27 protein-coding genes and 5 pseudogenes are annotated in these 25824 nt (G+C 67.5%); all 32 read right to left on the reverse strand.

Features of this window, described 5'->3' with window-relative positions:
* Positions 1 to 93 precede the first annotated feature (93 nt).
* A complete protein-coding gene (gene rplO, locus Prum_RS16170; protein WP_173077323.1) occupies positions 94 to 537 on the reverse strand; it encodes a 50S ribosomal protein L15 in 444 nt (147 codons plus the stop codon).
* The gene (rpmD, locus tag Prum_RS16175) at positions 537 to 719 is read right to left on the reverse strand and encodes a 50S ribosomal protein L30 (RefSeq protein WP_173077324.1); all 183 of its coding nucleotides are present in this window, start codon (positions 717 to 719) and stop codon (positions 537 to 539) included. The genes rplO and rpmD overlap by 1 nt, the downstream gene beginning before the upstream one ends.
* A 1-nt stretch (position 720) precedes the next feature.
* Complete coding sequence (gene rpsE / locus Prum_RS16180; protein WP_173077325.1) at positions 721 to 1341, reverse strand: 30S ribosomal protein S5; 621 nt, start codon at positions 1339 to 1341, stop codon at positions 721 to 723.
* Between the two features lie 13 nt (positions 1342 to 1354).
* The gene (gene rplR, locus Prum_RS16185; protein ID WP_173077326.1) at positions 1355 to 1744 is read right to left on the reverse strand and encodes a 50S ribosomal protein L18; all 390 of its coding nucleotides are present in this window, start codon (positions 1742 to 1744) and stop codon (positions 1355 to 1357) included.
* Positions 1741 to 2283 carry a 50S ribosomal protein L6 gene (rplF, locus tag Prum_RS16190; protein WP_173077327.1) on the reverse strand — a complete coding sequence of 181 codons (543 nt, stop codon included), beginning with the start codon at positions 2281 to 2283 and terminating at the stop codon, positions 1741 to 1743. The genes rplR and rplF overlap by 4 nt, the downstream gene beginning before the upstream one ends.
* A 16-nt stretch (positions 2284 to 2299) precedes the next feature.
* Positions 2300 to 2706 (reverse strand): annotated as a pseudogene (gene rpsH / locus Prum_RS16195) (30S ribosomal protein S8).
* Positions 2707 to 2772: 66 nt separating this feature from the next.
* Positions 2773 to 2958 (reverse strand): type Z 30S ribosomal protein S14, encoded by a 186-nt coding sequence (locus Prum_RS16200; protein ID WP_007073023.1) that lies wholly within the window; start codon positions 2956 to 2958, stop codon positions 2773 to 2775.
* 3 nt (positions 2959 to 2961) lie between these two features.
* The gene (gene rplE / locus Prum_RS16205; protein WP_173077328.1) at positions 2962 to 3525 is read right to left on the reverse strand and encodes a 50S ribosomal protein L5; all 564 of its coding nucleotides are present in this window, start codon (positions 3523 to 3525) and stop codon (positions 2962 to 2964) included.
* Positions 3525 to 3839: a 50S ribosomal protein L24 gene (gene rplX / locus Prum_RS16210; protein WP_173077329.1), complete on the reverse strand. Its 315-nt coding sequence runs from the start codon at positions 3837 to 3839 to the stop codon at positions 3525 to 3527. The genes rplE and rplX overlap by 1 nt, the downstream gene beginning before the upstream one ends.
* Positions 3840 to 3841: 2 nt before the next feature.
* The gene (gene rplN / locus Prum_RS16215) at positions 3842 to 4210 is read right to left on the reverse strand and encodes a 50S ribosomal protein L14 (RefSeq protein ID WP_089244879.1); all 369 of its coding nucleotides are present in this window, start codon (positions 4208 to 4210) and stop codon (positions 3842 to 3844) included.
* Positions 4211 to 4281: 71 nt separating this feature from the next.
* On the reverse strand, positions 4282 to 4557 hold the full coding sequence (rpsQ, locus tag Prum_RS16220; RefSeq protein WP_173077330.1) for a 30S ribosomal protein S17: 276 nt from the start codon (positions 4555 to 4557) through the stop codon (positions 4282 to 4284).
* On the reverse strand, positions 4554 to 4790 hold the full coding sequence (rpmC, locus tag Prum_RS16225; protein WP_173077331.1) for a 50S ribosomal protein L29: 237 nt from the start codon (positions 4788 to 4790) through the stop codon (positions 4554 to 4556). The genes rpsQ and rpmC overlap by 4 nt, the downstream gene beginning before the upstream one ends.
* Complete coding sequence (gene rplP, locus Prum_RS16230; protein ID WP_173077332.1) at positions 4790 to 5215, reverse strand: 50S ribosomal protein L16; 426 nt, start codon at positions 5213 to 5215, stop codon at positions 4790 to 4792. The genes rpmC and rplP overlap by 1 nt, the downstream gene beginning before the upstream one ends.
* A gap of 3 nt (positions 5216 to 5218) precedes the next feature.
* The gene (gene rpsC, locus Prum_RS16235; RefSeq protein ID WP_173077333.1) at positions 5219 to 6073 is read right to left on the reverse strand and encodes a 30S ribosomal protein S3; all 855 of its coding nucleotides are present in this window, start codon (positions 6071 to 6073) and stop codon (positions 5219 to 5221) included.
* Positions 6073 to 6540: a 50S ribosomal protein L22 gene (gene rplV, locus Prum_RS16240; RefSeq protein WP_173077334.1), complete on the reverse strand. Its 468-nt coding sequence runs from the start codon at positions 6538 to 6540 to the stop codon at positions 6073 to 6075. Before rplV ends, rpsC begins: the two co-directional genes overlap by 1 nt.
* A gap of 39 nt (positions 6541 to 6579) precedes the next feature.
* Positions 6580 to 6861, reverse strand: coding sequence for a 30S ribosomal protein S19 (rpsS, locus tag Prum_RS16245; protein WP_088647003.1), 282 nt, complete (start codon positions 6859 to 6861; stop codon positions 6580 to 6582).
* A gap of 3 nt (positions 6862 to 6864) precedes the next feature.
* Positions 6865 to 7704 (reverse strand): 50S ribosomal protein L2, encoded by an 840-nt coding sequence (gene rplB, locus Prum_RS16250; protein WP_173077335.1) that lies wholly within the window; start codon positions 7702 to 7704, stop codon positions 6865 to 6867.
* Between the two features lie 13 nt (positions 7705 to 7717).
* Positions 7718 to 8020 carry a 50S ribosomal protein L23 gene (rplW, locus tag Prum_RS16255; protein ID WP_173077336.1) on the reverse strand — a complete coding sequence of 101 codons (303 nt, stop codon included), beginning with the start codon at positions 8018 to 8020 and terminating at the stop codon, positions 7718 to 7720.
* Positions 8017 to 8660, reverse strand: a pseudogene (rplD, locus tag Prum_RS16260) (50S ribosomal protein L4). Before rplD ends, rplW begins: the two are co-directional and overlap by 4 nt.
* Positions 8657 to 9319, reverse strand: a complete 663-nt coding sequence (rplC, locus tag Prum_RS16265) for a 50S ribosomal protein L3 (protein WP_173077338.1) — start codon at positions 9317 to 9319, stop codon at positions 8657 to 8659. Before rplC ends, rplD begins: the two are co-directional and overlap by 4 nt.
* Before the next feature lie 13 nt (positions 9320 to 9332).
* The gene (rpsJ, locus tag Prum_RS16270; RefSeq protein ID WP_007073037.1) at positions 9333 to 9641 is read right to left on the reverse strand and encodes a 30S ribosomal protein S10; all 309 of its coding nucleotides are present in this window, start codon (positions 9639 to 9641) and stop codon (positions 9333 to 9335) included.
* A 276-nt stretch (positions 9642 to 9917) separates the two neighbouring features.
* Positions 9918 to 11111, reverse strand: a complete 1194-nt coding sequence (tuf, locus tag Prum_RS16275; protein WP_173077339.1) for an elongation factor Tu — start codon at positions 11109 to 11111, stop codon at positions 9918 to 9920.
* 85 nt (positions 11112 to 11196) lie between these two features.
* Positions 11197 to 13246 (reverse strand): annotated as a pseudogene (gene fusA, locus Prum_RS16280) (elongation factor G).
* Positions 13247 to 13332: 86 nt separating this feature from the next.
* Positions 13333 to 13803, reverse strand: coding sequence for a 30S ribosomal protein S7 (gene rpsG, locus Prum_RS16285; protein ID WP_173056663.1), 471 nt, complete (start codon positions 13801 to 13803; stop codon positions 13333 to 13335).
* 1 nt (position 13804) lies between these two features.
* Positions 13805 to 14179, reverse strand: a complete 375-nt coding sequence (gene rpsL, locus Prum_RS16290; RefSeq protein ID WP_014440718.1) for a 30S ribosomal protein S12 — start codon at positions 14177 to 14179, stop codon at positions 13805 to 13807.
* A 919-nt stretch (positions 14180 to 15098) separates the two neighbouring features.
* Positions 15099 to 15533 carry a hypothetical protein gene (locus Prum_RS16295; protein ID WP_173077340.1) on the reverse strand — a complete coding sequence of 145 codons (435 nt, stop codon included), beginning with the start codon at positions 15531 to 15533 and terminating at the stop codon, positions 15099 to 15101.
* A 9-nt stretch (positions 15534 to 15542) separates the two neighbouring features.
* The gene (locus Prum_RS16300; RefSeq protein WP_173077341.1) at positions 15543 to 15887 is read right to left on the reverse strand and encodes a hypothetical protein; all 345 of its coding nucleotides are present in this window, start codon (positions 15885 to 15887) and stop codon (positions 15543 to 15545) included.
* Positions 15888 to 15966: 79 nt separating this feature from the next.
* A pseudogene (locus tag Prum_RS16305) lies at positions 15967 to 19853 on the reverse strand (DNA-directed RNA polymerase subunit beta').
* A 74-nt stretch (positions 19854 to 19927) separates the two neighbouring features.
* Complete coding sequence (gene rpoB, locus Prum_RS16310) at positions 19928 to 23359, reverse strand: DNA-directed RNA polymerase subunit beta (RefSeq protein ID WP_173077342.1); 3432 nt, start codon at positions 23357 to 23359, stop codon at positions 19928 to 19930.
* Positions 23360 to 23838: 479 nt separating this feature from the next.
* Positions 23839 to 24222, reverse strand: coding sequence for a 50S ribosomal protein L7/L12 (gene rplL, locus Prum_RS16315; RefSeq protein ID WP_173077343.1), 384 nt, complete (start codon positions 24220 to 24222; stop codon positions 23839 to 23841).
* A 44-nt stretch (positions 24223 to 24266) separates the two neighbouring features.
* Positions 24267 to 24806: a 50S ribosomal protein L10 gene (rplJ, locus tag Prum_RS16320; RefSeq protein ID WP_173077344.1), complete on the reverse strand. Its 540-nt coding sequence runs from the start codon at positions 24804 to 24806 to the stop codon at positions 24267 to 24269.
* A gap of 275 nt (positions 24807 to 25081) precedes the next feature.
* Positions 25082 to 25794, reverse strand: a pseudogene (rplA, locus tag Prum_RS16325) (50S ribosomal protein L1).
* Positions 25795 to 25824 lie beyond the last annotated feature (30 nt).

Below are 25824 nucleotides of genomic sequence, written 5' to 3' on the forward strand. Positions count from 1 at the left end.
TACACCGTTCCCTATGTTAACTGGGCGAAACGCCAGATAGTAGACGTGGCGCCCGTCAGTCGCTAGGCAACTGGCGGGCGCCACTGAATCGTCCTACAGCTCGGTGACCGTGCCACCGGCGGCAGTGATCTTCTCCTTGGCCGACGCGCTGAACGCGTGCGCCGACAGCTGGAGCCGTACGCCGCCGAGGTCGCCGGTGCCGAGCACCTTGACCAGCTGGCCCTTGCGGACCGCGCCGGCCTCGACCAGCTCCGCCGGGCCGATCTCTCCACCGTTCGGGAAGAGCTCGGCCAGGCGCTCCAGGTTGACCACCTGGAACACGACCTTGAACCTGTTCTTGAAGCCCTTCAGCTTCGGCAGCCGCATGTGGATGGGCATCTGCCCACCCTCGAACGACGCCGGAACGTTCTTGCGGGCCTTCGAGCCCTTCGTACCGCGACCGGCGGTCTTGCCCTTGGAGCCCTCACCGCGACCCACACGGGTCTTTGCGGTCTTGGAACCGGGAGCCGGCCGGAGGTGGTGGACCTTGATCGTCATTACTCGACCTCCTCGACCTTCACGAGGTGGTTCACAGCGAAGATCATGCCCCGAATCTCGGGACGGTCCTCCTTGACCACCACGTCGTTGATCCGCTTCAGCCCCAGCGACCGCAGCGAATCCCGCTGGTTGCGCTTGGCCCCGATGTCGGAACGGGTCTGGGTGACCTTAAGGCGTGCCATGCTACGCACCCACCCCTGCCCGGTTCGCCAGCATGGCGGCCGGAGCGACGTCCTCGACCGGCAAGCCGCGGCGCGCCGCGACCGCCTCGGGCGACTCAAGGCTCTTCAGGGCCGCGACGGTGGCGTGCACGATGTTGATCGGGTTCGACGAGCCGAGGCTCTTGGAGAGCACGTCGTGGATGCCCGCGCACTCCAGCACCGCGCGCACCGGGCCACCCGCGATGACGCCCGTACCGGCACTGGCCGGCTTGAGCAGCACGACGCCGGCGGCGTCTTCGCCGGTCACCGGGTGCGGGATCGACGCGGCGATCCGGGGCACCTTGAAGAAGTGCTTCTTGGCCTCCTCGACGCCCTTGGCGATCGCCGCGGGCACCTCCTTGGCCTTGCCGTAGCCGACGCCGACGGTGCCGTCGCCGTCGCCCACCACGACCAGCGCGGTGAAGCTGAACCGGCGACCGCCCTTGACGACCTTGGCGACACGGTTGATGGTGACTACCCGCTCGAGGTGCGGGGTCTTCTCTACGGGCGCGTTGCCCCCGTCACGGCCGCGACCGCGACCTTCACGACGGCCGCCACCTTCGGTGTTACCGGACCCGCCGCCCCGGCGCTGCTGACCTGGCATTGGTCATTCCTTCCTAGAACTCGAGTCCGGCTTCGCGGGCGGCGGACGCCAGAGCGGCGATGCGCCCGGCGTACCTGTTGCCACCGCGGTCGAAGACGACCTTGGAGATACCCGCGGCCTTGGCGCGGTCGGCGAGCAGAGCGCCCACCTTGCCGGCCAGGGCGCTCTTGTCGCCCTCGCCGCCCCGGATCGACGCGTCCAGGGTCGACGCCGACACCAGGGTGTGCCCCTTGGCGTCGTCGACGATCTGGGCGGTGACGTGCCGCAGCGAGCGGGTAACCACCAGGCGCGGACGCTCGGCGGTGCCGACGACGTTCCTGCGGACCCGGAAGTGCCGGCGCGCCCGCCCGACGGCGCGCTTCGCGGCGACACCGCGGCGGCGCTTGAGCAGAGTCGCGCTCACTTCTTACCTGCCTTTCCAGCCTTGCGGCGGATGACCTCGCCCTGGTACTTGACGCCCTTGCCCTTGTACGGCTCCGGCGGGCGGATCTTCCGGATGTTCGCGGCGACCTCACCGACCTGCTGCTTGTCGATGCCGGCCACGTGGAAGAGCGTCGGCCGCTCCACCGAGAAGGTGATGCCCTCCGGCGCGGGAACGAGCACCGGGTGCGAGAACCCGAGCGCGAACTCCAGGTCATTGCCCTTGGCCGTCACCCGGTAGCCGGTGCCGTTGATCTCCAGGCTCTTCCGGTAGCCCTCGGTGACGCCGATGATCATGTTGGCGACCAGGGTACGGGAGAGGCCGTGCAGCGCCTTGGAGCGGCGCTCGTCGTCGGGCCGGTTGACGTGCACGTTGCCGTCGTCGCCCCGCTCCGCCGTGATCGGCTCGGCGAGGGTGTGCGACAGCTCGCCCTTCGGGCCCTTGACCTGCACGGTACGGCCGTTGATGGTGACGTCGACGCCGGTGGGTACGGGGATCGACTTGCGTCCAATTCGCGACATATCTAGCTGCCTCCCGTCACCAGACGTAGGCGAGGACTTCCCCGCCCACCCTCGCTTGCGAGCCTGCCGGTCGGTGAGCAGCCCCTGAGACGTCGAAATGATCGCCACGCCGAGGCCGCCGAGCACGCGCGGAAGCTCCGGGGACTTGGCGTACACCCGAAGGCCGGGCTTGGATACGCGCCGGATGCCGGCGAGGCTGCGCTCGCGGCTCTGGCCGTACTTCAGCTCGACGATCAGGCGCTTGCCGACGGCGCCCTCTTCGGGGTCCTCGACGGACCAACCGGCGATGTAGCCCTCGGCCTTGAGGACCTCGGCGACGTTCGCCTTGATCTTCGAGTAGGGCATGGTCACCCGGTCGTGGTACGCCTGGTTGGCGTTACGCAGACGCGTCAGCATGTCTGCGATCGGGTCGGTCATGGTCATGGGTTTGAATCAGCCTTTCTCACCGCGGTTCCCGCCTGAAGTGGGCCTACGGCGAAGCGATAGCTACTACCAGGAAGCCTTGGACACGCCGGGCAGCTCACCGCGGTGGGCCATCTCCCGGATGCAGACGCGGCAGAGACCGAACTTGCGGTACACCGCCTTCGGCCGCCCGCACCGCTGGCAGCGGGTGTACGCGCGCACCGAGAACTTGGGCTTCGCGGCCGCTTTGAGGATCAGCGCCTTCTTCGCCATTGATCAGTTCTCCTTGAACGGGAAGCCCAGGAGCTTGAGCAGCGCCCGGCCCTCGTCATCGGTCTTCGCGGTGGTGACCACCGTGATGTCCATGCCCCGGACCCGATCGATCCGGTCCTGGTCAATCTCGTGGAACACCGACTGCTCGGTGAGCCCGAACGTGTAGTTGCCGTTGCCGTCGAGCTTGCGCGCGTCGAGGCCGCGGAAGTCGCGGATACGCGGCAGCGCGATCGACAGCAACCGGTCCAGGAACTCCCACATCCGGTCGCCACGCAGCGTCACCTTGGCGCCGATCGGCATGCCCTCGCGGAGCTTGAACTGCGCGATCGACTTGGTCGCCCGGCGTACCTGCGGCTTCTGACCGGTGATCGTGGCGAGGTCGCGGACCGCGCCGTCGATCAGCTTGGCGTCCCGGGCGGCGTCGCCGACACCCATGTTCACCACGATCTTGACCAGGCCCGGCACCTGCATCGCGTTCGCGTACGTGTACTGCTCGCGCAGCTTCGCCACGATCTCGTTGCGGTACCGCTCCTTCAAGCGGGGAAGCGTCTTCACGGGAGCAGTCATCACAGGTCCTTACCGGAGCGGCGCGAGATGCGGACCTTCTGGCCGTTCTCGTCGATGCGGTAACCGACGCGGGTCGGCTTGCCGTCGGAGTCCACGACCATCACGTTCGAGACGTGGATCGCGGCCTCCTGCGTGACGATGCCACCGGTCTTCGCACCACGCTGGGTCGTGCGGATGCGGGTGTGCTTCTTGACGCGGTTGACGCCCTCGACGATGACCTTGTCCTGCCGCGGCAGGGCCGAAATGACCTTGCCCCGGGCACCCTTGTCCTTGCCGGCGATGACCTCGACCGTGTCGCCCTTCTTAACCTTCACGGTTAGAGCACCTCCGGTGCCAGCGAAATGATCTTCATGAACCGCTTGTCCCGCAGCTCGCGGCCAACCGGACCGAAGATGCGGGTGCCACGCGGGTCACCGCCGTCCTTGATGATCACGGCGGCATTCTCGTCGAAGCGGATGTACGACCCGTCCGGCCGGCGCTTCTCCTTCGCGGTGCGGACGACGACCGCCTTGACGACGTCGCCCTTCTTGACACCCGCGCCGGGGATCGCGTCCTTGACCGTGGCCACGATGACGTCGCCGATGCCGGCGTAGCGCCGACCCGAGCCACCGAGCACCCGGATGCACAGGATCTCCCGCGCACCCGTGTTGTCGGCGACCCGCAGTCGCGACTCCTGCTGAATCACGTCTAACTCCTATGTCTGCCAGTTCTCCGCCGGGCCGAAGCCGACGGAGCTTGGCGGAACGGTCGGCTGAACTACTTTGCCTTCTCGAGGATCTCCACGACCCGCCACCGCTTGGTAGCGGACAGCGGACGGGTCTCCATCAGCAGCACCCGGTCGCCGACGCCGCACGCGTTCTGCTCGTCGTGCACCTTCAGCTTGCTCGTACGGCGGATGACCTTGCCGTACAGCGGGTGCTTGACCCGGTCCTCGACCTCGACCACGACGGTCTTGTCCATCTTGTCGCTGACGACCAGACCCTCACGGACCTTGCGCCGGGCCCGAGGCGCGGCGACGTTCGACTCACTCATGAAGCAATCACCTCAGTCGGCGCGGCCGAGAGCCCCAGCTCGCGCTCGCGCATGATCGTGTAAATCCGGGCGATCTCCTTGCGGATGACCTGCAGACGCTTGTTGTTGTCCAGCTGCCCGGTCGCGCTCTGTACGCGGAGGTTGAACAGCTCCGCCTTGGCCTCCCGCAGCAGCGCGACCAGTTCCTCGTCGGACTGCTCGCGCAGCTCGGCGGCCTTGGTGCCCGCTGCCATCAGACCTCACCCACTTCGCGCGTCACGATGCGGCACTTCATCGGAAGCTTGTGGATCGCGCGACGCATCGCCTCTCGCGCGATCGCCTCGTTCGGGAATGACATCTCGAACAGGACCCGTCCCGGCTTGATGTTGGCGACCCACCACTCCGGCGAGCCCTTACCGGAACCCATCCGGGTTTCGGCCGGCTTCTTCGTCAGGGCCTGGTCCGGGAAGACCGTGATCCAGACCTTGCCACCACGCTTGATGTGGCGGGTCATCGCGATACGCGCCGACTCGATCTGCCGGTTGGTCACGTAGGCGGGCTCCAGCGCCTGGATACCAAACTCACCGAAGACCACCCGGTTGCCGCCCTTGCTCGCCCCGGACCGGGACGGGTGGTGCGGCTTGCGGAAGCCCTTCGGGGGCTTACGCGGCATCAGCATGTGTCAGCCCTCCTGCTGCTGCTCACTGGGAGCGTCACTCGGTGCGGCCTCCGGAGCGGCGGCCGCGGGCGCGGGCTGCTCGGCAGCCGCCGCGGCAGCCGCACGGCCCGCCTCGGTGCCGCCGGCGGTCGTACCGGAAGAACCGGAACGGCCACGGCGCGGCCGCTCGGGACGGTCGCCGCGATCGCGCCGCGGACGCGCCGGGCCCGTGTCGGCCGGGGTCTCCCGGCCGGGTACGGCGTCGCCCTTGTAGATCCACACCTTCACGCCGATCCGGCCGAAGGTGGTACGCGCCTCGAAGAAGCCGTACTCGATGTTGGCCCGCAGCGTGTGCAGCGGCACCCGGCCCTCGCGGTAGAACTCGGTGCGGCTCATCTCGGCGCCGCCCAGGCGGCCCGAGACCTGCACCCGGATGCCCCGCACGATCGGGTTCTTCATCGCGGACTGCATGGCCTTGCGCATCGCCCGGCGGAAGCTGACCCGGCTGGACAGCTGCTCGGCCACGCCCTGCGCGACGAGCTGCGCGTCCGACTCGGGGCTCTTTACCTCGAGGATGTTGAGCTGCACCTGCTTGCCGGTGAGCTTCTCCAGCTCGCCGCGGATCCGGTCGGCCTCCGCGCCCTTACGGCCGATGACGATGCCCGGCCGGGCGGTGTGGATGTCGACCCGGACCCGGTCGCGGGTGCGCTCGATGTCAACCTTGGAAATGCCAGCGCGCTCCAGGCCCTTGGACATCATCCGCCGGATCTTCACGTCCTCGGCGATGTAGTCCTTGTAGAGCTTGTCCGCGTACCAGCGGGACTTCCAGTCGGTCGAGATGCCGAGCCGGAACCCGTGCGGGTGAACCTTCTGACCCATTACTCGGTCCCTTCCTCGGCGGTCTCCGCCTTCGTCTCAGCCGGCTCGGTCGCCTTGGCCGGAGCGGCGGCCTTCTTCGCCGCCTTGCGAGCCGGCCCCTTCGGCGCCACGGCCTCCACCACGATCGTGATGTGGCAGGTGCGCTTGCGGATCCGGTACGCCCGACCCTGCGCCCGCGGCTGGAACCGCTTCAGCGTCGGTCCCTCGTCGACGTACGCCTCGCTGACGAGCAGCGCCTCGGGGTCCAGCCGCTCGTTGTTCTCGGCGTTCGCGATCGCGCTGGCGAGGACCTTGTAAACCGGCTCGCTCGCCCCTTGCGGCGCGAACTTCAGCACCGTGAGTGCCTCCTGCGCGGGCAGACCGCGGACGAGGTTGACCACCCGGCGCGCCTTGGTCGGCGAGATGCGCACGTGCCGCGCAACCGCCCGCGCGCCCGGAAGCGCCGGAGCGTCGCCCTTAACTGGCATCGCTGTAACCCCTTGATCCTTTATCCGTAGTCCTGCCGCTTACCGGCGCCGGCTCTTGCGGTCGTCCTTCTCGTGACCCTTGAACGTGCGGGTCAGCGCGAACTCGCCGAGCTTGTGCCCGACCATCGCCTCGGTGACGAACACCGGTACGTGCTTGCGTCCGTCGTGCACCGCGATCGTGTGCCCGAGCATCTCGGGGATGATCGTGGAACGCCGGGACCAAGTCTTGATGACGTTCTTCGAGCCCTTGTCGTTCTGCGTCTCCACCTTCTTGAGCAGGTGGTCGTCGATGAACGGGCCCTTCTTGAGACTGCGTGGCATGGGTTAACCCCGCTTCCGGTTTGCGTAACGACGGCGGACGATCAGCCGGTCGCTCGGCTGGCCCTTACGGCGGGTGCGGCCCTCGGGCTTGCCCTGCGGGTTCACCGGGTGGCGACCGCCGGAGGTCTTGCCCTCACCGCCACCGTGCGGGTGGTCGACCGGGTTCATGGCCACACCGCGGACGGTCGGGCGCTTGCCCTTCCACCGCATCCGGCCGGCCTTACCCCAGTTGATGTTGGACTGGTCGGCGTTGCCGATCTCGCCCACGGTCGCGCGGCAGCGCACGTCGACCCGGCGGATCTCACCCGACGGCATACGCAGCGTGGCGTACGCGCCCTCGCGGCCGAGCAGTTGGATGCCGACGCCGGCCGAGCGGGCCAGCTTGGCGCCGCCGCCCGGGCGCAGCTCCACGCAGTGGATCTGCGTACCCACCGGAATGTTGCGCAGCGGCAGGTTGTTGCCCGGCTTGATGTCGGCACCCGGCCCGGACTCGACCCGGTCGCCCTGCTTCAGGTCCTTCGGCGCGACGATGTAGCGCTTCTCGCCGTCGACGTAGTGCAGCAGCGCGATACGGGCGGTGCGGTTCGGGTCGTACTCGATGTGCGCGACCTTCGCCGGTACGCCGTCCTTGTCGACCCGCTTGAAGTCGATCAGCCGGTACTGGCGCTTGTGCCCGCCGCCCTGGTGACGCGTGGTGATCTTGCCGGTGGCGTTCCGGCCGCCCTTCTTGGGCAGCGGCACCAGCAGCGACTTCTCCGGCGTCGAGCGCGTGATCTCGGCGAAGTCGGCGACGCTGGAGCCACGGCGGCCCGGCGACGTCGGCTTGTACTTACGAATCGGCATCGTTTACCACTCCCTAGCTGACCGGGCCGCCGAAGGCCTCGATGCGGTCACCGTCAGCCAGCTTCACCAGCGCCCGCTTGGTGGCCTTGCGCTGCCCCCACCCGGTACGGGTGCGCTTGCGCTTGCCCTCGCGGTTGGCGGTGTTGACCGTCAGGACGCGGACGTTGAAGATCTGCTGGATAGCGATCTTGATCTCGGTCTTGTTGGCGTCCGGGCGGACCAGGAACGTGTACCAGTTCTGGTCGAGAACGCTGTAGCTCTTCTCGGACACGACCGGCGCGATGATGATGTCGCGCGGATCCGGGATCGTGGTCACTTGCCTTCCTCCGTCGTCTCGCCCAGGAACTCGGCCAGCGCGTCCTTGGTGAAGACCACGTCGTCGGCGAGCAGCACGTCGTACGTGTTGAGCTGGCCGGCCTCGATGAGGTGCACGCCGCTGCCGCCCAGGTTGCGCAGGGAGAGCCAATTGAGCTCGTCCACGCTCGTGAGCACGACCAGCACGCGCTTGCGCTCGGTCGCCGTACGCAGCGTCTTCAGGGCTTCCTTCGTCGACGGCTTCTCGCCCGTGACGAAACCCTCGACGACGTGCAGGCGGCCCTCGCGCGCCCGGTCCGACAGGGCGCCACGCAACGCGGCGACCTTCATCTTCTTCGGGGTCCGCTGGCTGTAGTCGCGCGGCACCGGGCCGTGGACCACGCCACCGCCGGTGAACTGCGGCGCGCGGATCGAGCCCTGGCGGGCACGACCGGTGCCCTTCTGCTTGTACGGCTTCTTGCCGCCACCGGCGACCTCACCGCGCGTCTTCGCCTTGTGCGTGCCCTGGCGGGCGGCCGCGAGCTGGGCCACCACGACCTGGTGCATCAGCGGGATGTTCGCCTGTACGTCGAACACCTCGGCGGGCAGCTCGACGGTGCCGGCGGTCGTGCCCTCGGGGTCAGTACGCCAACCGTGGTCACTTGGTAGCACCACCCTTCGCCTTGGCCTTGGCCGCCGTGCGGACCAGGACCAGCGCGCCGGCCGGGCCGGGGATCGCGCCCCTGACCAGCAGCAGGTTGTTGTCGGAGTCGATCGCCTGGATGGTGAGGTTCTGCGCGGTGTACCGCACGCCACCCATCCGGCCGGCCATCCGTACGCCCTTGAAGACGCGACCCGGGGTCGCGCAGGCGCCGATCGAGCCGGGCGAGCGGTGCTTCCGCTCCACACCGTGGCTCGCGCGGAGGCCGTGGAAGCCGTGCCGCTTCATGACGCCGGCGAAGCCCTTGCCCTTGGTACGACCGGTGACGTCGATCGGGGCGCCCGCCTCGAACGACTCGACGGTGACCTCCTGGCCGAGCTCGTACTCGCTCGCGTCGGTCGTGCGCAGCTCGACGATGTGTCGCCGCGGCGCCGTGCCGGCCTTCTCGAAGTGGCCGGTCCGGGGCTTGTTCACCTTGCGCGGGTCAACAGCGCCGAACGCGAGCTGGATGGCGGCGTAGCCGTCCTTGTCCGCGGTGCGCACCTGGGTCACGACGCACGGGCCGGCCTGCACCACGGTCACCGGGACAACCTTGTTGTTGTCCCAGACCTGGGTCATGCCGAGCTTGGCGCCCAGGATGCCCTTCACTTGCCTGTCCATGAGTTCGCAGTCCCTACAGCTTGATCTCGATGTCGACGCCAGCCGGCAGGTCGAGGCGCATGAGCGAGTCGACCGTCTTGGGGGTCGGGTCGATGATGTCGATCAGACGCTTGTGCGTGCGCATCTCGAAGTGCTCGCGCGAATCCTTGTACTTGTGCGGCGACCGGATCACGCAGAAACGGTTGATCTCGGTCGGCAGCGGCACCGGGCCCGCGACCTGAGCACCGGTACGGGTCACCGTCTCCACGATCTTCCGAGCCGAGGAGTCGACGACCTCGTGGTCATAGGCCTTGAGCCGGATGCGGATCTTCTGTCCCGCCATGGTGGCTTCTGTTCCTTCTCTCGCGATGCCGCTGTTTGGCCGACCCCCGCGGTCGGGCGTGTCGCGCCCTGTGGCCAGACTCCGCCCCATATCTGGGGCCGATCCTGGTTGGTGCGGGGGTCAAGGCACCGGGCGTGTCAACACACCCCGGCCACCCGCGAGGATGGCCGGCTGCTGTTTATCGTTACGAACGGCAGCAGCCGGCCACCCCGCAAAAGCGCAACCTGACTAGTATGCCGTACTACCGCACGGCAGGTCTAATCGGGGTTACTCAGTTCACTTGATGATCTTGGTAACCTGGCCGGCGCCGACCGTACGGCCACCCTCGCGGATCGCGAACTTCAGACCCTGGTCCATGGCGATGGGCTGGATCAGCTTCACGGTCATCGAGGTGTTGTCGCCCGGCATGACCATCTCGGTGCCCTCGGGCAGCGTGACGACGCCGGTGACGTCCGTGGTGCGGAAGTAGAACTGCGGCCGGTAGTTCTGGAAGAACGGCGTGTGACGGCCGCCCTCCTCCTTGGACAGGATGTAAACCTGGCCCTCGAACTCGGTGTGCGGCGTGGTCGTGCCGGGCTTGATGACAACCATGCCCCGCTCGACGTCCTCACGCTTCACACCACGCAGCAGCAGACCGACGTTCTCGCCAGCGCGGGCCTCGTCGAGCAGCTTGCGGAACATCTCGATGCCGGTGCAGGTGGTCTTGATCGACTTCTCGCGAATGCCGACGATCTCGACTTCCTCGTTCGGCTTCAGCACGCCACGCTCGGCGCGACCGGTCACCACGGTGCCGCGACCGGTGATCGTGAAGACGTCCTCGATCGGCATCAGGAACGGCTTCTCGACCTCGCGCTCCGGCTGCGGGATCGCGGTGTCGACCGCGTTCATCAGCTCCATGAGCTTCTCGGTCCACTCCGCGTCGCCCTCGAGCGCCTTGAGCGCCGAGACGCGCACGACCGGCAGGTCGTCGCCCGGGAACTCGTAGATGGACAGCAGCTCACGGACCTCGAGCTCGACGAGCTCAAGGAGCTCCTCGTCCTCGACCATGTCGCTCTTGTTGAGCGCCACGACGATGTAGGGAACGCCGACCTGGCGGGCCAGGAGCACGTGCTCCTTGGTCTGCGGCATCGGGCCGTCGGTGGCGGCCACGACCAGGATCGCGCCGTCCATCTGCGCGGCACCGGTGATCATGTTCTTGATGTAGTCGGCGTGACCAGGACAGTCAACGTGCGCGTAGTGCCGCGCCTCAGTCTGGTACTCGACGTGAGCGATCGAGATCGTGATGCCGCGGGCCTTCTCCTCCGGCGCCTTGTCGATCTCGTCGAACGGCGTGTACGGGTTGAGGGTGGGCATCTTGTCGTGCAGGACCTTGGTGATGGCCGCGGTCAGCGTCGTCTTACCGTGGTCGATATGACCAATGGTGCCGATGTTGACGTGCGGCTTAGTCCGCTCGAACTTCGCCTTCGCCACTGGTGTCCTCCTGTGGACTTCTTGGTTCGTACGCTTGGTCTTGCAACTGTGCGGCCATCAGGCCCGGTCTGGCGCAGTTCTTGGGCTACTCGCCCGTCGCCTTCGCGATGATCTCCTTCGCCACGTTCTGGGGAACCTCGGCGTAGGAGTCAAACTGCATGCTGTAGCTCGCCCGGCCCTGGGTCTTCGACCGCAGGTCGCCGACGTAGCCGAACATCTCCGACAGGGGAACCAGGGCGCGGACGACGCGGGCACCCCGCGCTCTTCCATCGCCTGGATGATGCCCCGGCGGGAGTTGAGGTCGCCGATGACGTCACCCATGTTCTCCTCAGGAGTGGTGACCTCAACGGCCATCATCGGCTCGAGCAGCGCCGGGTCGGCCTTGCGGGCGGCCTCCTTGAGCACCATCGAGCCAGCGATCTTGAACGCCATTTCGGACGAGTCGACCTCGTGGTACTTCCCGTCCAGCAGCGTGAGCTTCACGCCCACCAGCGGGTAACCGGCGAGGATGCCGTACTGCATGGCGTCCTGGGCACCGGCGTCGACCGAGGGGATGAACTCCTTCGGGATGCGACCACCGGTGACCGAGTTCTGGAACTCGTACGTCGGCGCGTCGGTCTCCAGCGGCAGCGGCTCAAGGCTGACGACGACGCTCGCGTACTGGCCGGAGCCGCCCGTCTGCTTCTTGTGCGTGTACTCGACCTTGTCCACCTTCCGGCGGATGGTCTCGCGGTACGCCACCTGAGGCTTGCCGATGTTGGCCTCGACGTTGAACTCCCGGCGCATCCGGTCGACCAGGATGTCGAGGTGCAGCTCGCCCATACCGGAGATGACCGTCTGACCGGTCTCCTCGTCGTTGGCGACGCGGAACGTCGGGTCCTCTTCGGCCAGGCGCTGGATCGCGGTGCCCAGCTTCTCCTGGTCGGCCTTGGTCTTCGGCTCGATCGCCACCTGGATGACCGGCTCAGGGAACGTCATCGACTCCAGGATCACCGGGTTGGTCGGGTCGCACAGCGTGTCACCAGTGGTGGTCTGCTTGAGCCCTGTACCGCGATGATGTCGCCGGCCTGCGCCGTGGCACGCTCTTCCCGCTTGTTGGCGTGCATCTGGTAGATCTTGCCGATGCGCTCTTTGCGGTCCTTGGTGGAGTTAATCACCTGGGAACCGGATTCGAGCTTGCCCGAGTAGAGCCGGACGTAGGTGAGCTTGCCGAGGTGCTTGTCCGTCTGGATCTTGAAGGCCAGCGCGGAGAACGGCTCGCTCATCGACGGCTTGCGCAGCAACGGCGTCTCACCGTCGGTCGCCGTACCCTCGATCGCCGGGATGTCCAGCGGCGAGGGCAGGAAGTCGATCACCGCGTCGAGCATCGGCTGGATGCCCTTGTTCTTGAACGCGGAACCGCACAGCACCGGGTTGGCCTTGCCTGCGACGGTGGCCCGCCGGATGCCCGCCTTGATCGCCTCGGCGGAGAGCTCCTCACCCTCGAGGTACTTCTCCATGACAGTGTCGTCAACGTCGGCGAGCGTCTCGATCAGCTTCTCGCGCCACTCGGCGGCATCGTCGGCGAGGCCGGCCGGGATCTCCTCGATCGCGTAGTCCTCGCCCTTCTGGGTCTCACCACGCCAGGTCAGCGCGCGCATGCCGATCAGGTCGACGACGCCGATGTGGTCGCCTTCGAGCCCGATCGGGATCTGCAGCACCAGCGGGGTGGCGTTCAGCCGGTCGATCATCATCTGCACGCAGCGGAAGAAGTCCGCGCCGGTCCGGTCGAGCTTGTTGACGAAGCACATCCGGGGAACGTTGTACTTGTCCGCCTGGCGCCACACGTTCTCGGTCTGCGGCTCCACGCCGGCCACGCCGTCGTACACCGCGATCGCACCGTCGAGCACCCGCAGGTTGCGCTCCACCTCGACCGTGAAGTCGACGTGGCCCGGGGTGTCGATGATGTTGATCGGGTGACCCTTCCACTCGACCTTGGTGGCGGCCGAGGTGATGGTGATGCCCCGCTCTTGCTCCTGCTCCATCCAGTCCATGACGGCGGCGCCCTCGTGGACCTCACCGATCTTGTACGTGATGCCGGTGTAGAACAGGATCCGCTCAGTCGTGGTCGTCTTACCGGCATCGATGTGCGCCATGATGCCGATGTTGCGGAGCTTGGCAAGCGCGTTGTCGGCGGCAGCCACGGTAATCCCTACTTCGTCGTCTCGTCGGGGTGCTGGGGTTACCAGCGGTAGTGGGCGAAAGCCTTGTTGGACTCCGCCATCTTGTGCGTGTCCTCGCGCCGCTTCACCGAAGCGCCGAGGCCGTTGCTCGCGTCGAGCAGCTCATTCTGCAGCCGCTCGATCATGGTCTTCTCGCGGCGGGCCTTGGAGTACTGCACCAGCCAGCGCAGGCCCAGGGTGGTCGCCCGGGTCGGACGGACCTCGACCGGCACCTGGTAGGTCGCGCCACCGACACGGCGGCTGCGGACCTCGAGGGTCGGCTTCACGTTGTCCATCGCCCGCTTGAGGGTGACGACCGGGTCGGTGCCGGTCTTCTCCCGGCAACCCTCCAGCGCGCCGTACACCACACGCTCGGCGAGCTGGCGCTTGCCGCGCATCAGGATCTTGTTGACCAACTGGGTGACCAGCGGTGAGTTGTACACCGGATCGGCGACCAGCGGCCGGCGCGGCGCGGGGCCCTTACGCGGCATATCAGCTCTTCTCCTTCTTCGCGCCGTAGCGGCTGCGCGCCTGCTTACGGTTGCGGACGCCCTGGGTGTCCAGCGAACCGCGGACAATCTTGTAACGCACGCCCGGGAGGTCCTTCACCCGGCCGCCGCGCACGAGCACGATCGAGTGCTCCTGCAGGTTGTGGCCAACACCGGGGATGTACGCGGTCACCTCGATCTGGCTGCTCAGCTTCACACGAGCGACCTTGCGCAGCGCCGAGTTCGGCTTCTTCGGGGTGGTGGTGTACACACGCGTGCACACCCCGCGCCGCTGAGGGCTCCCCTTCAGCGCCGGGGTCTTGGTCTTGCTCGTCTTGGCCTGCCGGCCCTTGCGGACCAGCTGCTGGATCGTGGGCACCGGGTTTCTCCGCTCCCTTGCTTCTGCGTCTGTGTGCCTTCTGTTGTGTCCCGGGTCAGCCCTCACGGGCGTCTCCGGCACCCGCGGTCGGGCGTGTCGTCCGGCACACGGTTCCGGTGCGCGCTGGCACGTGCACCAGGTTGTCTCGTTGTCCCCGCTGCGCCGCACCTGAGGGGCGCACGCACGGATTGCCCGGGCAGGCCCGGGCACGAGGGGAAAGAGTACCCACCGTGAGCGCACAGGTCAAAACGAGACCCGCTGGCCCACGCTCGGCAACTCCGACCCCAAGTGTAACGCGCCATCCCGCCCCTCCCCACCTCACCCCACCCCCACCGCACCGCCCCGCCGCCATCCCGCCCCACCGCGTCGATCAAGGGCAAACGGCCGTGCTTTGATCTCTAAACCACGACCGTTTGCCCTTGATCGACGCGGAAATCCTTGATCGGCGCACAACAGGGTCGGGCGGGTCGCCAGGCCGGTGGCTCGGCACGCCTGGCCGTGAGTAGGGCGCCCCTGTTGGGCGCCCCGAGCTGAGTGGGGCGCCCCTACTCCCTCCCAGGCGACAGCAGGGGCGCCCCACTCACGCCAAATCGCCCAAGCGGGGCGCCCAACTAGCGCGCCGCCCGCCGTGCCGTCAATCGGGAGCGCCGTGCACCCCACACCGCCTGCTCCATCCGAGCCGCTCCCCACCCCAGCACCACCGCCAGCCCGGAAAGCACCCCCGCCGAGACCGCGCCCGCCATCCAGCGGCACCCAACCCGGCACGGCCTCCACGCCGATCAAGGACTTCTGCGTCGATCAAGGGCAAACGGCCGTGGAAAAGAGATCAAAGCACGACCGTTTGCCCTTGATCGACGCAGAAGAGGGGCACGAGGGGGCACGAGGGGCAGGAGAGGGCAAGGAGGGGCGCAGGAGAGAGCTATGAGGCTAGTTGGATGGCTAGGGACGCGGCGAAGCCGATCACGGTGATGGCCAGGCCGGTGGCGCCGCACACGATGCCCGCGATCGCCAGCCCGCGCCCGGTGAACCGTACCGCCGGCGGTGGGGCCGCTCGGCGGATCTGGCGCAGCCCGAGCATGCCCAGTGCGACCGCCGCCGCCCCGGCCAGCCCGGAGATCAGCGCGAACGCCCCGGCCACCCAGGCTCCCCAGCCGTCCTGCGCGCCCAGCAGCCCGAAGCACGACACCACCAGCGAGACCAGCACCGACCCGATCCCGGCCACGAGCGCCCCCACGGCGAGCCCGGACGTAACCGGCGGGACATTGAGGTGGACGACCGCGAAGGGCGTGCCCGGCACAGGCTCGACCCGCCGAGGCGTCAGCCACGCCTCACGCGGTGGTGGAGGGACGGTCACGTCGCCACGCTAGTCGACCGTGGGACCGAAGTCCTGCCCAGTGGGCGCGGTCGCGAAGTCGACGACGCCGATCACGATCGCGATGACCACCGCGGTGGCGGCCAGCGCGAGGCCCGCCCAGGCGAGCCTTTCACCGCGGCGCAGCCACGCGCTCCCGGTCAGATAACCACCCGACGAGTACGCCTCGCGGCGCGCCTGCGTCGCGAGGACGAGCGCGATGCTGGCCGGCACCACGCCGCCCACCAGCGGCCCGGTGAGCAGCGCGACGAGGCCCAGCGCGAACACCGCACCCGCCTTCGTCGAGCGCACCGGCTCCGGGTCGAGCGGATGGCGCAGTACGGGCGACGTGGTCACCACACCACCCTACAAAGCGCGAGGCGCCCCGCACCGGGATCGGTACGGGGCACCTCGAACCAACAACGAACTAACAGACTTACCGGTACGACCCGAAGTCGAAGTCGTCCAGCGGCACGGCCTGCCCGCTGGCCGGCCCGAAGCCGTAGTCGGTCTCGGGGTACCCGGTCATCGAGTACACCTTGGCCTTGGCCTCCTCGGTCGGCTCGACCCGGATGTTGCGGTACTTGCTGATGCCCGTACCGGCCGGGATGAGCTTGCCGATGATGACGTTCTCCTTCAGACCGATCAGCGAGTCGCTACGCGCGTTGATCGCCGCGTCGGTCAGCACCCGGGTGGTCTCCTGGAAGGAGGCCGCCGAGAGCCAGGAGTCGGTCGCCAGCGACGCCTTGGTGATGCCCATGAGGACCGGACGACCGGCGGCGGGCTCGCCGCCCTCGGCCACGAGCCGGCGGTTTTCCGACTCGAAGACGGCCCGGTCGACCAGCACACCCGGCAGGAACTCGGTGGCACCCGAGTCGATCACCGTGACCCGCTTCAGCATCTGCCGAATGATGATCTCGATGTGCTTGTCGTGGATGAGCACGCCCTGCGAGCGGTAGACCTCCTGGACCTCCTGGGTCAGGTGGACCTGGACCGCGCGCGGACCGAGGATGCGGAGCAGCTCGTGCGGGTCGATCGTGCCCTCGGTGAGCTTCTCGCCGACCTCGACGTGATCCCCGTCGTGCGCACGCAGGCGTACCCGCTTGGAGATCTTGTCGTGGACGATCTCTTCGCTGCCGTCGTCCGGCACGATGATGATCTTCCGCGACCGCTCGCCGTCTTCGATCCGGATCCGGCCGGGGGTGTCGGCGATCGGCGCCTTGCCCTTGGGCACGCGCGCCTCGAAGATCTCCTGCACACGCGGCAGACCCTGGGTGATGTCCTCACCGGCGACACCACCGGTGTGGAAGGTACGCATCGTCAGCTGCGTACCCGGCTCACCGATGGACTGGGCGGCGATGATGCCGACCGCCTCGCCGACGTCGACGGTCTTGCCGGTCGGCAGCGAACGGCCGTAGCAGGCCGCGCAGACGCCCAGCTTCGACTCGCAGGTGAGCACGCTGCGCACCCGGACGGTCTCCACACCGGCGGCGACCAGCTTGTCGACGATGATCGAGTTGAGGTCGACACCGCGCTGGGCGACCAGCGAGCCGTCGGCACCCTTGATGTCGTCCGCCAGGGTACGGGCGTGCACGCCGGTCTCGGCGTGCTCGTGCACCACCAGCTCACTGTTGATGTGCTCGCCGACCTGCATCGGGATGGCCCGATCGGTGCCGCAGTCCTCCTCGCGGATGATCACGTCCTGCGACACGTCCACCAGACGCCGGGTCAGGTAACCCGAGTCGGCGGTACGCAGCGCGGTGTCGGCCAGACCCTTGCGGGCACCGTGGGTGGAGATGAAGTACTCCACCACGGACAGGCCCTCGCGGTAGCTGGACTTGATCGGCCGCGGGATGATCTCACCCTTGGGGTTGGCCACCAGGCCGCGGATCGCCGCGATCTGCCGGAGCTGGAGCAGGTTACCGCGGGCACCCGAGTTGATCATGACCCACAACGGGTTTTCCTGCGGCAGCGAGGTTTCCATCTCCTTGGAGACCTCGTTGGTCGCCTTGGTCCAGATCTCGATGAGCTCGCCGCGACGCTCCTCGGCGGTCATCAGGCCACGCTGGTACTGCTTGTCGATCCGGTCGGCTTCCTTCTCGTACCGCTCCATGATCTCGGGCTTGCGCGCCGGCGGGATGACGTCTTCCATGCCGATCGTCACGCCGGACCAGGTGGCCCAGTGGAAGCCGGCCTCCTTGAGCGCGTCGAGCGTGGCCGCCAGGGCAACCTTCGGGAACCGCTCGGCCAGGTCGTTGACGATCGCCGACAACTGGCTCTTGCGGATCTCGTAGTTCACGTACCGGTAGCCCTGCGGCAGGGTCTCGTTGAAGAGAGCCCGGCCCAGCGTGGTCTCCACGATCAGCTGCTCGCCGGGCGTCCACCCTCGGGGGCGGTCCACTTCGGCCCGCCGATGCCGTTGTCGACCTCGACGACGCCCCGCAGCCGGATCCGGATGGGAGCACCCAGACCCAGCTCACCGTTGTCGAAGGCCATCCGCGCCTCGGCGTCCGAGCTGAACTCCCGGCCCTTCCCCGCGCCCTCGGGCTTGAGGTGGGTCAGGTGGTACAGGCCGATGACCATGTCCTGGGTGGGCATGGTGACCGGCTTGCCGTCGGCCGGCTTGAGGATGTTGTTCGACGACAGCATCAGGATCCGCGCCTCGGCCTGCGCCTCGGCGGACAGCGGCACGTGTACGGCCATCTGGTCGCCGTCGAAGTCCGCGTTGAACGCGGTGCAGACGAGCGGGTGGATCTGGATCGCCTTGCCCTCGACCAGCTGCGGCTCGAACGCCTGGATGCCCAGACGGTGCAGCGTCGGCGCCCGGTTGAGCAGCACCGGGTGCTCCCCGATGACCTCCTCCAGGACGTCCCACACCACCGGCCGCTGCCGCTCGACCATCCGCTTGGCGGACTTGATGTTCTGCGCGTGGTTGAGATCGACCAGGCGCTTCATCACGAACGGCTTGAAGAGCTCCAGCGCCATCTGCTTGGGCAGACCGCACTGGTGCAGCTTCAGCTGCGGGCCGACGACGATCACGGAACGACCGGAGTAGTCGACGCGCTTACCGAGCAGGTTCTGCCGGAAGCGGCCCTGCTTGCCCTTGAGCATGTCGGACAGCGACTTCAGCGGCCGGTTGCCCGGGCCGGTGACCGGACGCCCGCGGCGGCCGTTGTCGAACAGCGCGTCGACGGCCTCCTGCAGCATCCGCTTCTCGTTGTTGACGATGATCTCGGGCGCGCCCAGGTCGATCAGGCGCTTGAGCCGGTTGTTCCGGTTGATCACACGGCGGTACAGGTCGTTCAGGTCGGAGGTCGCGAAGCGGCCACCGTCCAGCTGCACCATCGGCCGCAGGTCCGGCGGGATCACCGGAACGCAGTCGAGCACCATGCCGAGCGGCGAGTTGCGGGTGTTCAGGAACGCCGCGACGACCTTGAGCCGCTTGAGCGCCCGGATCTTCCGCTGGCCCTTGCCGGACCGGATGATCTCGCGGAGGTTGTCCGCCTCGGCGTCGAGGTCCATGTTTTCCAACAGGGCCTTGATCGCCTCGGCGCCCATGCCGCCCTTGAAGTACTCGCCGAACCGGTCGCGCAGCTCGCGGTACAGCAGCTCGTCGGTGACCAGCTGCTTCGGGTCCAGCTTCCGGAACGTGTCGAGCACCTCGTCGAGCCGGTCGATCTCGCGCTGCGCCCGGTCACGGATCTGGCGCATCTCGCGCTCGCCAGCCTCCTTGACCTTGCGCCGCACGTCCGCCTTGGCGCCCTCGGCCTCCAGCTCGGCCAGGTCGGCCTCGAGCTTGGCGGCGCGCTTCTCGATCTCGGAGTCGCGGCTGTTTTCCGACTGCCGCTTCTCGGCGAGGATCTCGTTTTCGATCGTCGACATGTCGCGGTGGCGGGCCTCGGTGTCCACCCCGGTCACCACGTACGACGCGAAGTAGATGATCTTTTCGAGGTCCTTCGGCGCCAGGTCGAGCAGGTAACCGAGGCGGCTCGGCACACCCTTGAAGTACCAGATGTGCGTGACCGACGCGGCCAGCTCGATGTGGCCCATCCGCTCGCGGCGCACCTTGGATCGGGTCACCTCGACGCCGCAGCGCTCACAGATGATGCCCTTGAAGCGCACCCGCTTGTACTTACCGCAGTAGCACTCCCAGTCCCGCTGCGGACCGAAGATCTTCTCGCAGAAGAGCCCGTCCTTTTCCGGCTTGAGCGTGCGGTAGTTAATCGTCTCGGGCTTCTTTACCTCGCCGTGCGACCACTGACGGATGTCGTCCGCGGTCGCCAGGCCGATCCGCAACTCGTCGAAGAAGTTGACGTCGAGCAATTTATGTCCCTCGAGTCGTGTCGTATCTCTTGCCAGCTGATGGGTGGGTCAGCGGGGGCCGCCGACCCACCACCTCACACTTCCTCGACGCTGCTTGGCTCACGCCGAGACAGGTCGATGCCCAACTCCTCCGCAGCCCGGAAGACCTCGTCGTCCGTCTCGCGCATCTCCAGAGCCACGCCGTCGCTGGAGAGCACCTCGACGTTGAGGCACAGCGACTGCAGCTCCTTGAGAAGCACCTTGAACGACTCGGGGATGCCAGGCTCGGGGATGTTTTCGCCCTTGACGATGGCCTCGTAGACCTTCACGCGGCCGAGCACGTCGTCGGACTTGATCGTCAGCAGCTCCTGCAGCGCGTACGCGGCTCCGTACGCCTGCATCGCCCAGCACTCCATCTCACCGAAGCGCTGGCCACCGAACTGCGCCTTACCACCCAGCGGCTGCTGCGTGATCATCGAGTACGGCCCGGTCGAGCGTGCGTGGATCTTGTCGTCGACCAGGTGGTTGAGCTTCAGGATGTAGATGTAGCCGACCGCGATCGGGTCCGGCAGCGGCTCACCGGAGCGGCCGTCGAACAGCTGGGCCTTGCCCGAGCCGCCGACGAGCTGGACGCCGTCGCGGTTGGGCAGGGAGCTGGCCAGCAGGCCGGTGATCTCGGCCTCCTTGGCGCCGTCGAAGACCGGCGTCGCCACGTTGGTGTCCGGCACCGACTCTTCGGCGCCGATCGCCTTGAGCGCCCGCTTCCAGTCCGCGTCCTCGCCGTCGATCTTCCAACCGGTCTTGGCCACCCACCCGAGGTGGGTCTCCAGGACCTGGCCGATGTTCATCCGGCTCGGCACACCCAGCGGGTTGAGCACGATGTCGACCGGCGTGCCGTCCTCCAGGAACGGCATGTCCTCGACCGGCAGGATCTTGGAGATGACGCCCTTGTTGCCGTGACGACCGGCGAGCTTGTCACCGTCCTGGATCTTGCGCTTCTGGGCCACGTAGACCCGGACCAGCTCGTTGACGCCCGGGGGCAGCTCGTCGCCGTCCTCGCGGGAGAACGTCCGTACGCCGATGACCGTGCCGGTCTCGCCGTGCGGCACCTTCAGCGAGGTGTCGCGGACCTCGCGCGCCTTCTCGCCGAAGATCGCGCGAAGCAGCCGCTCCTCCGGGGTCAGCTCGGTCTCGCCCTTGGGCGTGACCTTGCCGACCAGGATGTCGCCGGGGACGACCTCCGCACCGATCCGGATGATGCCGCGCTCGTCGAGGTCGGCGAGCATTTCCTCGCTGACGTTCGGGATGTCGCGGGTGATCTCCTCCGGACCGAGCTTGGTGTCGCGGGCGTCGACCTCGTGCTCCTCGATGTGGATCGAGGTGAGCACGTCCTGCTGCACGAGGCGCTGCGACAGGATGATCGCGTCCTCGTAGTTGTGGCCCTCCCACGGCATGAACGCGACGAGCAGGTTACGCCCGAGCGCCATCTCGCCCTCGTCGGTGCAGGGACCGTCGGCGATGACCTGGCCGGCCTCGATGCGGTCGCCCTCGAAGACGACCGGCTTCTGGTTGACGCAGGAGCCGGCGTTGGAGCGGCGGAACTTGTGCAGCAGGTAGGTGCGGCGGTGGCCGTCGTCCTGGTGCACCGTTACGTAGTCGGCGCACAGGTCCTCGACCACACCACCGAACTCGGCGACGACGACGTCACCGGCGTCGACGGCGGCCCGGTACTCCATGCCCGTGCCAACCAGCGGCGACTCGGCCTTGACCAGCGGCACCGCCTGGCGCTGCATGTTGGCGCCCATCAGGGCCCGGTTGGCGTCGTCGTGCTCGAGGAACGGGATCATGGCGGTCGCGACCGACACCATCTGGCGCGGCGAGACGTCCATGTAGTCCACCGCGGCCGGCGTGACGTAGTCGACCTCGCCGCCCTTCCGGCGGACCAGGACCCGGTCCTCGGCGAACGTGCCATCCGACTTCAGCGGCGCGTTGGCCTGGGCCTTGACGAACCGGTCCTCTTCGTCCGCCGTCAGGTAGTCGATCTGGTCGGTGACCCGGCCATTGTCGACCTTCCGGTACGGCGTCTCGATGAACCCGAACGGGTTGACCCGCCCGAACGTGGACAGCGCGCCGATCAGGCCGATGTTGGGGCCTTCCGGCGTCTCGATCGGGCACATCCGGCCGTAGTGGGACGGGTGTACGTCACGGACCTCGAAGCCGGCCCGCTCACGGGACAGACCACCGGGGCCCAGCGCGGAGAGGCGCCGGCGGTGGGTCAGGCCCGCCAGAGGGTTGGTCTGGTCCATGAACTGGGACAGCTGCGACGTACCGAAGAACTCCTTGATCGCCGCCACCACCGGGCGGATGTTGATCAGGGTCTGCGGCGTGATCGCCTCGACGTCCTGCGTGGTCATCCGCTCGCGGACGACGCGCTCCATGCGGGACAGGCCGACCCGAACCTGGTTCTGGATCAGCTCGCCGACGGTGCGCAGGCGACGGTTGCCGAAGTGGTCGATGTCATCGGCCTCGTAGCCATCCTCGCCCGCGTGCAGGCGGGCAAGGTACTCGACCGTGGCAACGATGTCCTCGACGGTCAGCGTCCCCGTGGTGATCGGGATGGCGACCTCGAGCTTCTTGTTGAACTTGTAACGACCGACCTTGGCGACGTCGTACCGCTTCGGGTTGAAGAAGAGGTTGTCGAGCAGGGTCTGGGCGTTCTCCCGCGTCGGCGGCTCCCCAGGGCGCAGCTTGCGGTAGATGTCCAACAGCGCCTCGTCCTGGCCGGCGATGTGGTCCTTCTCCAAGGTGGTCATCATCAGCTCGGACCAGCCGAACCGCTCGCGGATCTGCTCGTTGGTCCAGCCGATCGCCTTGAGCAGGACGGTGACGGCCTGGCGGCGCTTGCGGTCGATACGGACACCGACGGTGTCGCGCTTGTCGATGTCGAACTCCAGCCAGGCACCCCGGCTCGGGATGACCTTGACGCTGGACAGGTCGCGGTCGGACGTCTTGTCCGGCTGCTTGTCGAAGTAGACGCCCGGGGAGCGGACGAGCTGGCTGACCACGACGCGCTCGGTCCCGTTGATGATGAACGTGCCCTTGGGCGTCATCATCGGGAAGTCACCCATGAACACCGTCTGGCTCTTGATCTCGCCAGTGGTGTTGTTGGTGAACTCCGCGGTGACGAAGAGCGGAGCGCAGTAGGTCAGGTCCTTCTCCTTGCACTCCTCGATCGAGGCTTTGACCTCGTCGAAGCGCGGTGCGGAGAAGGAAAGGGACATGGTGCCCGAGAAGTCCTCAATTGGACTAATCTCGTCGAGGATCTCCGCGAGACCTGAGCGGGCGTGCGGGTCATCAGCCGACCGGCCCTGCCAGGCCTCGTTGCCCACCAGCCAGTCGAACGACTCGGTCTGGATGGCAAGGAGGTTGGGGACCTCAAGATGTTCGGTGATCCTGCCGAATGAAATCCGGCGGGGAGCGAAAGCGCTCGACGTACGACTGGTCTTCGCAGGGCGGGAAGCTGCCAAGATGCGTCCTTCCGAGGACCGGTGCTGCAAAACGGCCGTTGCGCGCGCACCCCGACTGGACCCGATCCGGACGGCCAGTTTCGGACATTCCGGGCAGGGCTAAAGTCGGAAGGCAGCGCAAACTAGCAGTGTAGCCGAACGGCTAACCGCTGTCCAGCCCACCACGGCAGCGCGCGGCGGAACGTGCTTCATGGCGCCTCACGGCGCCTCCAGCCCGCTCAGAACGCGGCGCGCAACCCCGGTGCCGACCCGATCCGGAGCATTGCGATCACGCAATCCCTGCGATCTCCCAAAACTCCAGCCCCAGCCGGTGGCCGTTGCAAGCGCGGAAGGACTTGCTGATGTCAGCGTGCCTGCCAGCAAACGCTGCGTCAAGGGTTCTGCCGCGGGTCGGACTCGCGTGATCGCCGCCACGTCCGAATTTTGGGCAGAAATGACGAAGAGGCCCCCATAGGGAGCCTCTTCGCAACGCGCTGAATTTACTTGAGAGTAACCTTCGCGCCCTCGGCCTCGAGCTTGGCCTTGGCCTTCTCGGCGCTCTCCTTGTTCACCTTCTCCAGGATGGCCTTCGGCGCGGCCTCGACCACGTCCTTGGCCTCCTTGAGGCCCAGGCCGGTCAGCTCGCGCACGACCTTGATGACCTGGATCTTCTTGCCGCCGTCGCCCTCGAGAATGACGTCGAACTCGTCCTGCTCCTCCTCGACCGGCGCCGCGGCGGCGGCCGGGCCGGCGGCCGCGATGGCGACCGGTGCGGCGGCCTGAACGTCGAACGTGTCCTCGAACTGCTTCACGAAGTCCGAGAGCTCGATCAGCGTCATCTCCTTGAACGCGTCGAGCAGCTCGTCGGTGCTGAGCTTCGCCATGGTGTCTGGCGTCCTTCCTTAGTTGTTTGCGTCGCGGCCGCGAATCAGGCGGCCTGTTCCTTTTCGCGCTTGTCCTGCAGAGCAGCCGCCAGACGGGCGGTCTTGGTCAGCGGAGCCTGGAACACGGCCGCGGCCTTGCTCAGGTTCGCCTTCATGGCGCCGGCCAGCTTGGCCAGCAGCACCTCACGGGACTCGAGGTCGGCGAGCTTGCTGACCTCGGTAGCCGAGATCGCCTTGCCCTCGAACACGCCGCCCTTGATGACCAGAGCCGGGTTGGCCTTCGCGAACTCACGCAGGCCCTTCGCCGCCTCCACGACATCGCCGGAGACGAAGGTGAGCGCGGTAGGACCGGAGAACAGCTCGTCGAGGCCGCTGATGCCCGCCTCCGTCGCGGCGCGCTTGGCCAGCGTGTTCTTCGCGACCGAGTACGTCGCGGTCTGGCCCAGCGAGCGCCGCAGCTGGGTGAGCTGCGCGACCGTCAGGCCGCGGTACTCGGTCAGCACGGTCGCCTCCGCGTTGCGGAAGTGCTCGGTGAGCTCGGCGACGGCGGTGGCTTTGTCGGCTCGAACCGGCTTGTCCGCCATGTCCCTCCTCTCTCGTTGCGCCAGGCTGGTGGTCCAAGGCCCGGCAACGAGAAACGCCCCGGCGCAGGGGCGCACGGGGCGGGACACGGAGCGTCACGCTTGTACACCGCCCTGCGCGGGATGCCCGTCGAAGCGGGACCTTCGACCGCGCCGGAGCGCGGTAACCAGCGGTCTTCGGGTGGTACTTCGCCGGCAAGGGTACGCGGTTTCGCGCCCCCCACCAAATCCGTGATCAGGACGTCCCTGAGGGGACGCCCTGATCACGGTGGAGAGCCTTAGGCGTCGGCAACCTCGACGAGGTTCTTGGTCACGTTCGGGTCGATCGGCACACCGGGGCCCATCGTCGTGGTGACGGTGACCTTCTTCAGGTACTTGCCCTTGGCGGCAGAGGGCTTGGCGCGCAGGATCTCGTCGAGCACGGCCGCGTAGTTCTCGATCAGCTTGTCCTCCGCGAAGGAGGCTTTGCCGATGATCAGGTGCAGGTTCGAGTGCTTGTCCACCCGGAAGGTGATCTTTCCACCCTTGATGTCGGCCACGGCCTTGGTGACGTCCATGGTCACCGTGCCGGTCTTGGGTTCGGCATGAGACCGCGCGGGCCCAGGATCCGCGCGATCCGGCCGATCTTGGCCATCTGGTCCGGCGTGGCGATCGCCGCGTCGAAGTCCAGCCAACCCTCCTGGATGCGAGCGACCAGCTCGTCGGTGCCCACCTCGTCCGCGCCGGCGGCGACGGCCTCCTCGGCCTTGGCGCCGGCCGCGAAGACGATCACGCGGGCGGTCTTGCCCGTGCCGTGCGGCAGGTTGACCGTGCCGCGGACCATCTGGTCGGCCTTACGGGGGTCGACGCCGAGGCGCATAGCGACCTCGACCGTTGCGTCGAACTTGACGGTGCTGGTCTCCTTGGCGAGCTTGATCGCCTCGGCGGGGGTGTAGAGCTTCGAGCGGTCGATCAGCTCGATCGACTTGCGGTAGTTCTTGCTGTGCGGCATTTCTGCGTTTCTCCTGTGGTCAATGGCGGG

It is taken from the genome of Phytohabitans rumicis (assembly GCF_011764445.1).
Taxonomy (GTDB): domain Bacteria; phylum Actinomycetota; class Actinomycetes; order Mycobacteriales; family Micromonosporaceae; genus Phytohabitans; species Phytohabitans rumicis.